Below are 12,425 nucleotides of genomic sequence, written 5' to 3' on the forward strand. Positions count from 1 at the left end.
ACGCATGATCGCCGCGCCCGGCTGCCGCCGGACGGAGGACCCGTGATGTTGGAGCAACTTGCCGCGATTGTCGGAAAAACGAACGTACTGACCGGAGCGGAAACCGACCCATGGATCAGTGATATTTCCGGGATGCTTAGCGGGTCGGCCGTCGCCGTGGTCCGGCCCGGGTCGGTTGACGAAGTGGCGCAGATTGTCCGGCTGGCCGCCGCGCTGCGCCTGCCCGTCATCCCGCTGGGCGGGCGCACCGGCCTGACCGGCGGCGGCATAGGGGACAACGCTCTGGTCGTCAGTCTGGAACGGATGGCTGCCATCCGCGAGATCCGGCCCGAGGCCCAAGTCGCCGTGGTCGAAGCGGGCGTCATCCTCGCGGATATCCATACGGCCGCCGACCGCCATGACCTGATCTTTCCGCTGATGTTCGGCGCCCGCGGTTCTGCCCGTGTCGGTGGTTTTCTGGGGACAAATGCCGGCGGGTCCAATGTGCTGCGCTACGGCAATGCCCGCGATCTGGTTCTGGGGATCGAGGCCGTCCTGCCCAATGGCGAGATTGTCGACCTGATGAGCGGGCTGCACAAGAATAACTCCGGCTATGATCTGCGCCACCTGCTGATCGGCTCCGAAGGGACGCTCGGTATTATCACCGCCGCGGTGCTCAAGTTGAAACCAAAACCCGGGGCCTATGCCACTGCCATGATCGGGATGCAGCGCCTGTCCGATGCGCTTCCGCTCCTGAACGAGGTTCAGAAGGCAACGGGCGGGATGCTCGATGCTTTTGAATATATGCCCGACAAATATGTCGGCGACTACCTGACATTGGGCGACCGGCAGGGGACGCCGCACCGTCTGCCCTTTGACGACCGCTATCCCGTGAACATCCTGTTGGAAATCGGGGCTCTCGCTCCACGCGACTGCGCACCGGAGGAAACCGGAGAAATTCCCATCGTCACCTATCTGGAGGACCTGCTGGGCAGATATCTGGAAGAGGGGCGCATCGACGACGCGGTTGTCGCCCGCAACGAAGCGCAGAGGCAGGAGATGTGGGCCCGGCGCGAAGCGGCTTCGGAAATTGCCGGGCTCTGGCCGCATCGCGTGACCAACGACGTGGCTGTGCCCGTCGACCAGGTGGAGGCTTTCCTGACCCGCGCGGACAAGACCGTGCAGGACGTCGATCCGGGCGCGACGACATCGGTCGTGGCGCATCTGGGCGACGGGAATATCCATTACACCGTCTTCCCGACCTCCGGAGATGCCGCACGCAAGGACAGGATCATGGAGCGCGTCGAGGATATCGTGTCTGACATGCGCGGGTCGTTCAGCGCAGAACACGGGATAGGCACCGTCAAGCTCTCCTCGATGTCGCGACGCAAGGATCCCGGTGCGCTGGCCGCGATGCGGGCAATCAAACAGGCGCTCGACCCGCTGGGCATTATGAACCCGGGCAAGCTGCTGCCACCGGAAAAGAGGGTCTGATGCAGACAAATTTCGCGAACACGCAGGTCATCCGCAAATCGGTTGTCGAAACCGCGGGCGGCGTTGTCTCCTCTCAGCATGCCCGGGCCTCGCGGACCGGGGCTGATGTTCTGGCGGCGGGCGGTGACGCGATCGACGCGGCCATCGCAACGGCCTTTGCGCTTGGAGTGGTGGAACCCTGGATGAGCGGGCCCGGCGGTGGCGGTGCCATGGTGATCTGGCGCTCCAAGGAACAGCGCGCCTATGCGCTGAACTTCGGGATGGAGTCTCCGGCGGCGCTCGACCCGGCGGATTATCCGCTGACGGGGCAGGGGCGGGTATCTGACCTCTTTCCATGGCCCGCCGTAAAGGACGACCGGAACGTGGTTGGCGCAACCGCTGTCGCCATTCCGGGCATGGTCGCTGGCATGGGCGCAGCGCATGACCGGTTCGCCACGATGGGCTGGGGTGACCTGCTGCAACCCGCCATCGACATGGCGACCGAAGGGCCCTTGATCGACTGGTTTTCTGCGCTTCTGACCGCCTCCTCCGCCCGGCTGATCGCCCGGGACCCGGATCTGGCGGCGATATTCCTTGAAGACGGGACTTGGCCCCGTATGGCGGCCTGGACGGCGACGGGGCAACAGCGCCTCAACATGTCCGGCATGGCGGACAGCCTACGCCGGCTGGCCCAGGCCGGCGCCCGGGATTTTTACGAGGGCGCGCTGGCCCGGTCTGTCGTGGACGATATCCGGGGCAAAGGCGGCTGCCTCTCACTGGAGGACATGGCTGGTTACAAGGCCAGGTTCTTTGAACCTCTGACAATAGGGCGGGGGGCCGTCCAATACCATCTGCTGCCCGGTCTCACCGCCGGGCCGACCTTTGCCCACTACATGAATGGGTTGCCACAGGGCCGCCCGGACACGCCGCAGATCGCCGCAGCGCTCAAGGCGGCCTATGACCACCGTATCGCGACGATGGGCCATGATGGCGAAACCCATGACAGCCCGTCCTGTACCTCGCATTTCTCTGTCGTCGACAGGCAAGGCAATATGGTCGCGGTGACCCAGACGCTGCTGTCGATCTTCGGCGCACGCACCCTGTCGCAATCGACCGGCATTCCGATGAACAACGGGATCATGTGGTTCGATCCGGAGCCCGGTAAGCCGAATTCTCTCGCGGCAGGAAAGCCCTGCCTGATGAATATCTGCCCCGCGATCGCCATTACGCCCGAAGGAGGTTTTGCCCTTGGGGCATCCGGCGGGCGCAAGATCATGGGGGCCGTCGCGCAGCTTGCCACTTATCTGACCGACCACGGCATGACGATAGAAGAGGCGTTTCACGCCCCGCGCCTCGATCTGTCGGGCGATACTCTGGTCGCCAATGCCGCATTGTCCGAAGAGACGCTGGAACGCCTGTCTATGGACCATTCGGTCCAGACGAGGCCGTTCGAAGCCTACCCCTTTGCCTGGGCCTGTCCGTCAGGCGTGATGCGGCGCAACGGGGTGAATTCCGGCTGCACCGAAGTCATGTCGCCCTGGGCGGATACTGCCCTCGAAAGTCAGAGCGCGTCCGTCCGGTAAAGTTTGACCTTCAGACCCCCGTGATCGATGGGCGGTTCGGTTTTCAGAAACGGCAGGCCGGTGGCTTTGGCAAGCCCGCCGTCATCGGTGACAATCCCGACGCGCCATCCCCGAAAACGCCGCATCAGCACGTCGCCCATCGATCCATAAAGCGCGAAAAGCATTTTGCGATTGCCGATCCGCGCACCATAGGGCGGGTTGATCATGACGAGGCCCGGCGATCCTTCTGGCGGCTCTATGTCGCTGACCGGCCGTTGCAAGAATTCTGTGACCCCGTCCACACCGGCACGTTCAGCATTCGCGAGGGAGTTCTTCACGGCACCAGCGTCCCGATCGGACCCGACAAAGCGCAAATCCGTACCAGCGCCGGCAGACGCGCGTTTCATGTCGTCCCAGGCGGCGGCATCAAAACTTGCGAACTGTTCAAAAGCAAATTTGCGGCTGCGGCCGGGGGCGAGCCCCAAGGCGATTTCCGCAGCTTCGATGACGAATGTGCCGGATCCGCACATAGGATCAAGAACAGGCTCCGTCCCGGTGTAGCCGCAGCGCCGCAAAAACAGCGATGCAAGGGTTTCCCGCATCGGGGCCTTTCCCACGGCAGCCTTGTGACCCCTCTTGTGGAGCGACTCACCCGTCGTATCGAGCGAAAAGGTAACGATGTTCTCATCAATCCGAACGAGAACCCGTATAGAGGCATCCTTGCTGATCGGGATGCCAAACTCTTCGTTGATCGCGGTGGCAACGCGCTGCGCTGCGGCCCGATCATGATAGATCTTGGAGCGTTTGCAGGTGGCCTCCACCCACACAGGCACGTCCGGTCTTAGTACATCGCCCCATGGAAATTTGCGTGACCGCTTATCCAGCTGGGCCAGATGGACGGCCGGAAAGCCACCAATTCGCGCAAGAACCCGTGTCGCTCCGCGCAACTGCAGATTTGCCCGCCAGACGTCTGTCCAGGTGCCCCGTACCTCCACGCCGCCCGGAACGGCGCTCGCATCGGCGAATCCGGCATATAAGGCTTCTTCGCAAAGCACTGTTTCAAATCCCGGCGCGCAAACCAGAAATAGTGTGAGTGGCTCGGTCAAACCCGTCGTCCTTTCCCGGACCAAACAACAGGCCACATCGAAAGCCTTACTCGATTGGCCATAGTATGAGTCCGCGAGCAGACCTAGTCCGAACCTCGTCTAAACGAAAGCAGCTTCGGCACGTACAGCGTCCATCAAACGCCACGCCGGTTTTCCAGACGCCGATCCATAGAGCGTCACCATTCGCGTCGGGACGAACGTGCTTAGTGTAAGAACGGTGCAAAGCTGGAAGCCGCGATTGACCAGTGTTTCTCGGACAACTTCGACCAATTGGAACTGCTGCCATATCCGGGAACGTCTAAAACATCGAAAAAATCAAAAATAACTTTGCACAAGACTCCCCGAAACCAGTGCCCAGCCGTCAGAGATAACGAAAAAAGCCAATTTGAAAGGCAGCGATACAATCGCGGGAGGAACCATCATCATCCCCATGGACATAAGCACCGCCGCCACAACTAAATCTATAATAAGAAAAGGGAGAAATATAAGAAAACCGACCTGAAACGCGCGAGATAACTCAGACAGCATGAACCCCGGAATCAGGAGGGACAAAGGCGCATTTTCATCCAGCGTCGCACCTTGCGTTTCCGGGCGGAGGTCCGCAAGCGCGACAAAAGTGTCACCTTCCATGCGCGTTAGAAAAAACGTACGGAATGGAGCGAGGGAACGGATGACCGCATCATCGAATTCGAGTTCTGACGACAGATACGGATCAACCCCCTCCGCCCAGGCATCCAGGAAGACAGGTTCCATCACGAAATAGGTTAGAAACAGAGCTAATGAAACGATCAGCATATTAGGCGGTGCCTGCTGAAGTCCTATTGCCTGGCGTAGAATCGATAGAACAGTCACGATGAACGGAAAACAGGTGATGGTGATCAGAATGCCGGGTGCGACACTCAGTACAGTTATGCCCAATATAAGACGAAGGCTAGTCTCGGACAGCGCTCCGGCGCCATCACCAAGGTCAATAGCAAGGCTTTGCGCGTGCAGTTCAGCTGACCAGAAAAAAAGAAGACATGCCGAAAAACTTGCAGTCCGAACAAAACGCAATTCAGAACCCTTCTTTGAGTTCGACAACTTCCGTCAAGCGGACGGCAAGTTGACCGCCGCTGCCTTCCTGCAATTCATGTAGCTCTCCACGGGCAATTAATCTGTCGCCAATATACAATTCAACTGGATCTTCAATTTTACGGTCAAGCGGGAGTATGGCATCATTTTCCAATGAGAGGAGGTCCCGAATAAGAGGTCGGGCCTTTCCAACAGAAATCGTTATTTCAATCGGCACGGAGGAAAAAGGGCTTGAAGAAGCCAATTCATTATCCATTTACTGATGCTTTCATACAACTATCGTCAATGGCGGCAAGTGCGTCTTGGAAGCCCTGCAAGATGCCCGACAAATCTATCTGTCTCTCCTCCTGCCGTAACGAAATCGTCACCTGGCCTTCAGACAAAGTGTCATCTTCATCGACTTCTACTCTCATTGATGAGAAATCATCGATCAATTGCCGAACGACAAAGGAATCAGCAGGAGACACACAAATTAATACGCACTGTTCTGAGTGCTTTTGAGCAAGTTTTAATAATTCATCAAGAACGTGATAGCCGATACTTCTGTTCAGGATTTCCGGCAAAATTTGAACAGAAAATTCCTGCAGAACCGCCGAGACGGACGTCAAAATCGCATTGTATGCTTCGCGGTAGGTAAAATTGAGATCGTTAAGGTTTCTGGAAAGTTCGGCGGAAATTACATTTCTATCTTCAGTGATATTGCTGACAGAATCGGCCCAGCCCGCCTTGTATCCAGCCTCAAAATTTTCCGCTTTTAGCTCTTCAAGGTCCATCGAACCAACGTGAGAGCCGTCCCCAGAAATAGGAGGAGCGGCAAAATCTTCCAACATATCGAGAATTGACATCAAGCCGTCCCTTCCCTGCTTTCGAGCCATTCTCTAAGGATTTCTGTCGTCTCGTCACTTCGTTCGACCATCAGATTTTGAAGCCGATCCAACGGATCTATGTTGGAGCCATCCTCAAACCCAGGCACACCATCAATATCGAAATCGGAAACAACAGTGAGCCCGGGCAGCGAGAAATCGTCGTCAGATGTATCCTGTGCCGATGGCTGCTCCGACACGTCGGTTTCAGCGGGAGACGGCGGGGAAAGTTGGCTGATCTCCTGAATTTTTGGAGTCACCGCAGGTCGGACTACGAAAATTCCAACCAGAAGAACGATAGCGCCAAGCGCAATTATCTTCATCAAGTGAAATAGCTCAAACGAGGACAATTCAAACCAAGACTGATCAGAAATTGTGCCTCTCGGCTCAAACTCACTGAAAACCAACGACTTTACAGTGAGCTCATCGCCACGTTCAGCATTGAAGCCGACAGCGGACGCCACCAATTCACGCAGCGTTGCCAGCTCTTCCTCCGCACGGGGTTTGATTACAAGTTCATCGTTTTCAAGTGATTCTTCCCCATTCACCAACACGGCGACGGAAATCCTCCGAATATCTCCTGGTCCCCTGATCAATTCTCGCGCGGTTTCAGCGACCTCATAGTTGACCCTTTCACGGGTGCGATTCGTTTGATTCGACGAGCGGCCGTTGGTGCCGGTGTCGCCGTTCGGCAGGTTGGAAGAAACACCAACGCCCTCTCCTCCGTCCGAAGAGTTCCCGGACGCCTCCTCTGTATCGGTGGAAATCGCGACGCGACCGTCTGGATCAAAACTCTTTTCAACGATGGTTTCCGTATCCGAATTTGTATCGACACTCACCTCAACCACAGCGTTACCCAGACCTACTCTCGCTTCAAGCAAGCGCGTGATTTGATCGCGCATTTTATCAGCGCGGTCGGTTTCGATATTCAAATAGCCCGGTTTTGTAAAACCACTTACAAGCTCACCGTTAGAAGCAACAACCGCGACATCGGAAGGAGATAGTCCTGAAACTGCCGAAGCCACAAGGAAACTGATGGCTTGAACTTGTGAGCGATTCAGGGAGGAAGTTTCCGAAATATAAACTGAAGCCTTAGGCTCAGCTTTTCGAGACATCACGGAGCCACCAGTCCTGGCGATGTGCACTCGTGCAGAATGGATCTGTTTTATAGAGGAAATTGTACGGGCAAGCTCGCCTTCTTTAGCCCGCCAATACGCGACGTCGAACATCTGTGACGTGGTGCCAAAACCGTTCAGCGAATCAAGTAGTTCGTACCCTGTCGTATTGCTGCGCGGGATACCCTGACCAGCAAGGGTCATCCGCAGCTCATCCCGATCAGCAGCATTAACGTAGATCTTTCCACCGCTGACATCATAAGCGACACCGAGTTGTTCCAAGCTTCCGATCACCTCGCCTGCAACATCGTCCCCAAGCCCGGAATACAGCAACGATTGTTCCGGTTGAAACGCCATCTGGCCGATACCAATGATCGACATGAGCATGACGAGAAATCCGGCTGCTCCCACGAACAGGTTCCGGCCAAGACCAAGATCACGCACGGAATCAATGACCTTTTGCAAATATATCTCCGAAGTAACAGGCATCGTTGAAACGCATCAACCAAACGAGGCGACAAGAAAGGAAATAACTGGACAGGCTTAACATTTGGTTAGGCTGATTGCGGTAAAACCACACCAAATCGAATAAACGGAGCAAAAAACGGTACCGAAGATGTCGAGCGAGGACCAGGAGAGATCGGCAGCCAAATCAGCAGGCGGCAAAAGCATGTTGATCGCTTTCATCGCCGCAACGATCACAGGAAATTCGGCATTTTACGCTACGAATTTCAATCTAATATTAGGCGGAAAGGAAGATCCGGAAGTCGACATACAAGCGGATGGGACCAACCAGCCAACCACAGTCGGCGAGATCAGGACATCATATGTAGCCCTGCCGCAATTAATCGTATCGATTGGAGCCGGACCTCGTAGAAGTCAACTCAAATTTGGCGCGCAAATAGAGGTAAAGGCCGGCACCGAAAAAGAAATCGAAAGCCTAATACCACAATTCACGGACGTGTTAAACGTATTCCTAAGGTCGGTCGGAGTCGACCAAATTGAGCGACCAACGGTACTAATAGAACTGAGAGGCCACTTGAAGCACCGATTAGCGTTAGTAGCAGGTCCGGACAAAATACTTAACATTTTAATTACAGAATTTGTATTGGTGTAGGGCCATGGAAACAGTGGCGGATATTCTACTTGCGCTAGGCGCACTGGCAACTGCCATATTTTGCACAATATTGATGAGGAGAATGCGGTCGTTAACAGAACTTAAGACCGGCATCGGGCCGGCGATCGCACTTATGTCAGCGCAAGTCGATGACCTGGAAAAAACGCTAAAATCGACCAGGGAAGTCGCGGACAGCAGCAAGGTCGATTTAGAAACACTCGTGAATAGGGCAGAGTTAACGACAAAAAGAATGGAACTCATACTTGCATCGATACACGATATTGATCGGGAACTTCAGGGCGCGGACCACGAGCCTATATCACATGAGACGACCTTTCGACACAGACAAAGGGCATCGAATATTCCACGGGAAGGTGAGTGGACTTGAAGGTGACAAAACACATCATAAAGATCGCAATTCCGATGCTTTGCGCTTCAGCAATAATTAGACTCACGGGCTCCGAGATGTTTGCTATTGCGGAAGATGACATTAGGAGAAACGTGGAACTACAGGATCAAAGTGATCAGCCAAGTGCGGCAGATGGTGAGGCTGAATGCATTGTACCTCAAGAACTTGAAACCCTCTATGAAGCGTTAACCAAAAAGCAAGCGGAACTAAATCAATTAGAGAGCGAAGTCCACGCCAGAGAAACAAAGCTGAAACTGGCGCAAGAAATTTTAAAAAAAGGCCAGGACGCACTACTGGCCACAGAAGAAAGATTACGCAAAACCATTGCTATATCGAGTTCAGCTTCAGAGACAGACTTGAACAAAATGACAAAAGTATACGGGTCAATGCAGCCGGATAAAGCAGCGGCAATTTTTGAAAAGATGGATTTAAGGCTCGCTGCGGGATTTGTAGGGCGCATGGAAGCGGCCAAAATGGCAGAAATTATGGACCTATTGCCCCCCGGAATCGCGATAGCGATAAGCACAATTGTATCCGGCAGGAATGCAAGAGCAGGCAAACAAGATGCGAGTGATATCGGAAACGAGTACGCGACTGAAGATCGGGTAGGCCCTCGAAATGATTAGCATCGTTGGAATACTTGTCATTTTCGCAATGGTTTTCGGTGGGTATGTCTTAGCGGGCGGAAAAATGGGCATTATCTTAAAAGCAATGCCATTTGAGATAATGATGATTGGAGGAGCGGCAATAGGTGCATTTCTAGTTGCCAACGAGGGAAGCGAAGCCAAACATGCATTGGGTGATTTGTCCAAGGTGTTCAAGGGGCCAAAATGGAAAAGCGAAGATTTTAAAGACCTTTTGTGCCTACTGTATGAAATCATAAGGTTATCCCGGCAAAATCCTGTCGCAGTCGAAGAGCATATCGAGAACCCTGAATCATCCCAAATATTCACCAAGTATTCCAAGATTTTGACCGACAAAGAGGCCATTGGATTAATTTGCGATACAATGCGTTCCGCGTCATTGAATTATGACGATCCGCACCAGGTCGAAGAGATCATGGACAAGCGAATGGAGCAATCATTGCACCACTCTCTTCACTCGAGCCATGCGCTTCAGTCGGTTGCCGACGGCCTCCCAGCTCTTGGCATTGTAGCGGCCGTCCTAGGTGTAATAAAAACCATGGCGTCTATTGATCAACCCCCGGAGGTATTGGGGAAAATGATAGGAGGAGCATTGGTTGGCACATTTTTGGGAGTATTCCTAGCATATGGGCTCGTAGGGCCTTTTGCTACCAAAGTACAAAATGTGGTCGAACAAGATAGCAAGTTCTACAATGTCATCCGTGAGGTTCTAATAGCCAACTTGCATAGTCATGCGACCAATGTTTGCATTGAGGTCGGTCGTCAAAATACGCCTGGTCTATGCCGACCCAGCTATTCAGATTTAGAAACAGCGTTGAAAAGCTTGAAGAATGCATAAGGGATTTGCGCGCAAAATTTTCTTTAGCCTCAAATTCTTCATGATTCTCATTAGCGCAGCGGTGTGCCAAGAGCCGAAAATTTGGACAGGTGACCACGATGGATTCACTAGAATCGCCTTTCGGCTTGCCGTCGCGGATGATTACAAAATTTCAATTGAAGAGGGAGCTGTTCGGGTAAAATTTCCTAATGTAAATAGCTTCGACACTTCGAGCATATTTCAACGTATCAGTAGAGATAGACTGCACAAAATAGAGCATTTCAAGGCAGGAAGATCTCTGAAGATCGAATATATTTGTGATTGTCTTCCTGTGTTCAGCCTTCAAGAGCCAGGTGTGTTCGTGGTTGACATTGGTGATAAATATTCCTCGACGAAAAATGAGGGGCAAGTCGCGCGAAAATTGATCAATTTTCCGACCGCAACTGGCCTGGAAGATAGATCGAATAGTGAAGCAATAGATACGATTTCTCGGGACCGACATTATATTGTTGAGGCCAAAAAATTGAAAACTGATCCGCTGCATGGAGGGCTCGAACCTCGGCTAGGCATCCAGTCTCTAAATAATCTGATTCGAAAACTAACCAATGGCATAGATCTAGGGCTTCTAGATATAATGCCTCGCGGAGAGAATCCAAGTGCAAAAGACAATTTGTCACGGAAATACCCGCCTACGATGCAAAATGTGCCAATTGAAATACAAAGATCTGCAGATGACCTTAATAAGTTGGGAAAGACGCATTCAGAGAACAAGTGTGCCGGGAAGATATTTTTTGATGTCAGTCACTGGAGTAGACGACAAAGCTTCCAGGATGGATTGAGAAATTTCGAATTCAACATTCTGGAAGTGACAGAAACGAAAAACAGCGTAAGCGCGCTGAAATACGCGAGGCGTTACTTGTATTTTGGACTCGGATCTGAAGCAAAACACATAATACTTCACAGTCAGGATTCTTCTCGCGAAGGTCGATTATTGCTGGCAATAGCCGAAATAGTCAACGGGGATGTTATTTCAGATAGTGTGGCATTGGACGAGCAAAGAAATTGTAGAAACGGCGCGAGCTTGTGGCGTGCATTGGGCAAACTAGATCAGGGTGCCATTGATATTGAAAAAGAGAGAGAATTGCTAGGTCATTTCCGCTCGCTGCCCAATGATTTGAGGAGAACAATTTCAGCAAGATTCATTAGCTATTTATTGGGCGCGGGCGCAACTGAATCAGCCGAAATTGTTTATCGAATGTTCGAAGACGATGAAGTTAACGCAGAGTTGGAGTTTTCGAAAGGCCAGATTGAACTTGCTGAAGGGCGGGTTGATAATGCGATGGAGCGATTTGAAAGCGTGTACCTAGGTCAATCTTCTAAGTCGATTCAATCTTTAACGCAGCTTATTAGGCTGAGAGCAGACCGTACGGAAGCCATATCTCCAGAGCTCGGAAATTCGGTGGAGAGCTTTATATATCAAGGCGGTGATCTTTCTGATATGGATGGATTGACCACCGCAGGGGTGCTGTCCGCGGCTGGAGTTGGGGATGTGGATAAAGCCTGGCGACGTCTTGAAATTGCTCGTAAGAGAATTGACGTTGATTTTTCGCCAATAACGAATCTCGTCGGAAATTACATGTTGTTATCTTCGGGTGTCAGCTTCCTGATGGCGTTTAACGCTATGAGTGATTATGACGCAATTCAATTGACCGAGGAAAATCAGATGGCCATCTTTGATCGCTTGAGCGGTCTTGGATTCGAAGATCTCGCAAATGATTTTAGATCAAAAACGGGGTTAAACTACTCTAGCAATTCGGAGCGTATTTCTCATTCAGTAGAATTGCTTCGCGATCGGAAGTACTCAGATGTTCTGTTAGCGCTTGAGGGTGTGGATACGGGTAGCGCTACGAAAGTTCGTGTCATTTCATATTTAGGTTTGGATATGGTGGATGCTGCAAAAATAGAATTTGAAAAGGTTATCAATAAAGAAGATTTTTTAGCATTTTTTCGCCAAATGGCTTCGGACTTGAACATTGAAAAGCTGGCTGACCCCGACTTGTTGGCCTTGCTGGCGGTATTACGGGACGGAGATGAAGATGACGCAGGCAAAAGTCAGCCGATTGTTGAAGGAAATGAGGAGCTGCAGAAGATAGTGGCAGTAAAAGATGCAATTGCGAAATTGGTTCCTGATGTTGTGGATTGAATATTTCAATTTTGAAACATTGTCGCGAATTGGGTATTAGGGCAAGTTGTGAAGTTTCTGCATCAG

Annotated in this window: 11 protein-coding genes; 6 read left to right on the forward strand and 5 right to left on the reverse strand. The window is 52.5% G+C overall.

Features of this window, described 5'->3' with window-relative positions; translation table 11 throughout:
• The first annotated feature begins 45 nt into the window (after positions 1-45).
• Positions 46-1,473: an FAD-binding oxidoreductase gene (locus tag ACRARG_RS12795; protein ID WP_432690402.1), complete on the forward strand. Its 1,428-nt coding sequence runs from the start codon at positions 46-48 to the stop codon at positions 1,471-1,473.
• Positions 1,473-3,035, forward strand: coding sequence for a gamma-glutamyltransferase (locus ACRARG_RS12800; RefSeq protein WP_432690403.1), 1,563 nt, complete (start codon positions 1,473-1,475; stop codon positions 3,033-3,035). The genes ACRARG_RS12795 and ACRARG_RS12800 overlap by 1 nt, the downstream gene beginning before the upstream one ends.
• Here ACRARG_RS12800 and ACRARG_RS12805 read toward each other — a convergent pair.
• The 5 genes from ACRARG_RS12805 to fliF all read right to left on the reverse strand — a co-directional run bounded on the left by ACRARG_RS12805 (position 3,014) and on the right by fliF (position 7,634).
• A complete protein-coding gene (locus tag ACRARG_RS12805) occupies positions 3,014-4,120 on the reverse strand; it encodes a THUMP domain-containing class I SAM-dependent RNA methyltransferase (protein WP_432690404.1) in 1,107 nt (368 codons plus the stop codon). The genes ACRARG_RS12800 and ACRARG_RS12805 overlap by 22 nt on opposite strands.
• 315 nt (positions 4,121-4,435) lie before the next feature.
• Positions 4,436-5,200, reverse strand: coding sequence for a flagellar type III secretion system pore protein FliP (gene fliP / locus ACRARG_RS12810; RefSeq protein WP_432690405.1), 765 nt, complete (start codon positions 5,198-5,200; stop codon positions 4,436-4,438).
• Positions 5,175-5,447: a FliM/FliN family flagellar motor switch protein gene (locus tag ACRARG_RS12815; RefSeq protein ID WP_432690406.1), complete on the reverse strand. Its 273-nt coding sequence runs from the start codon at positions 5,445-5,447 to the stop codon at positions 5,175-5,177. Before ACRARG_RS12815 ends, fliP begins: the two co-directional genes overlap by 26 nt.
• Positions 5,440-6,036 carry a FliH/SctL family protein gene (locus tag ACRARG_RS12820; protein ID WP_432690407.1) on the reverse strand — a complete coding sequence of 199 codons (597 nt, stop codon included), beginning with the start codon at positions 6,034-6,036 and terminating at the stop codon, positions 5,440-5,442. Before ACRARG_RS12820 ends, ACRARG_RS12815 begins: the two co-directional genes overlap by 8 nt.
• Positions 6,036-7,634 carry a flagellar basal-body MS-ring/collar protein FliF gene (gene fliF / locus ACRARG_RS12825; RefSeq protein ID WP_432690408.1) on the reverse strand — a complete coding sequence of 533 codons (1,599 nt, stop codon included), beginning with the start codon at positions 7,632-7,634 and terminating at the stop codon, positions 6,036-6,038. The genes ACRARG_RS12820 and fliF overlap by 1 nt, the downstream gene beginning before the upstream one ends.
• A 151-nt stretch (positions 7,635-7,785) precedes the next feature.
• Here fliF and ACRARG_RS12830 point away from each other — a divergent pair, with 151 nt between their 5' ends.
• From ACRARG_RS12830 to ACRARG_RS12845, 4 genes are all read left to right on the forward strand, one after another.
• Positions 7,786-8,286, forward strand: coding sequence for a flagellar basal body-associated FliL family protein (locus tag ACRARG_RS12830; RefSeq protein ID WP_432690409.1), 501 nt, complete (start codon positions 7,786-7,788; stop codon positions 8,284-8,286).
• 384 nt (positions 8,287-8,670) lie between these two features.
• Entirely contained in the window at positions 8,671-9,321 is a 651-nt protein-coding gene (locus ACRARG_RS12835) for a MotE family protein (protein ID WP_432690410.1), read from the forward strand.
• Positions 9,314-10,177 (forward strand): flagellar motor stator protein MotA, encoded by an 864-nt coding sequence (gene motA, locus ACRARG_RS12840; protein WP_432690411.1) that lies wholly within the window; start codon positions 9,314-9,316, stop codon positions 10,175-10,177. The genes ACRARG_RS12835 and motA overlap by 8 nt, the downstream gene beginning before the upstream one ends.
• Before the next feature lie 40 nt (positions 10,178-10,217).
• Entirely contained in the window at positions 10,218-12,359 is a 2,142-nt protein-coding gene (locus tag ACRARG_RS12845) for a hypothetical protein (protein ID WP_432690412.1), read from the forward strand.
• Positions 12,360-12,425: the final 66 nt, after the last annotated feature.

Source organism: Pseudooceanicola profundi, assembly GCF_050897955.1.
In the GTDB taxonomy this organism is placed as follows: Bacteria; Pseudomonadota; Alphaproteobacteria; order Rhodobacterales; family Rhodobacteraceae; genus Pseudooceanicola.

Bases quoted from the DNA above. Each gene is read 5' to 3' on its own strand.
- ACRARG_RS12795 (WP_432690402.1), top strand. From the start codon at position 46: ATGTTGGAGCAACTTGCCGCGATTGTCGGAAAAACGAACGTACTGACC.
- ACRARG_RS12800 (WP_432690403.1), top strand. From the start codon at position 1,473: ATGCAGACAAATTTCGCGAACACGCAGGTCATCCGCAAATCGGTTGTC.
- ACRARG_RS12815 (WP_432690406.1), bottom strand. From the start codon at position 5,447: ATGGATAATGAATTGGCTTCTTCAAGCCCTTTTTCCTCCGTGCCGATT.
- ACRARG_RS12820 (WP_432690407.1), bottom strand. From the start codon at position 6,036: ATGTCAATTCTCGATATGTTGGAAGATTTTGCCGCTCCTCCTATTTCT.
- ACRARG_RS12830 (WP_432690409.1), top strand. From the start codon at position 7,786: ATGTCGAGCGAGGACCAGGAGAGATCGGCAGCCAAATCAGCAGGCGGC.
- motA (WP_432690411.1), top strand. From the start codon at position 9,314: ATGATTAGCATCGTTGGAATACTTGTCATTTTCGCAATGGTTTTCGGT.
- ACRARG_RS12845 (WP_432690412.1), top strand. From the start codon at position 10,218: ATGATTCTCATTAGCGCAGCGGTGTGCCAAGAGCCGAAAATTTGGACA.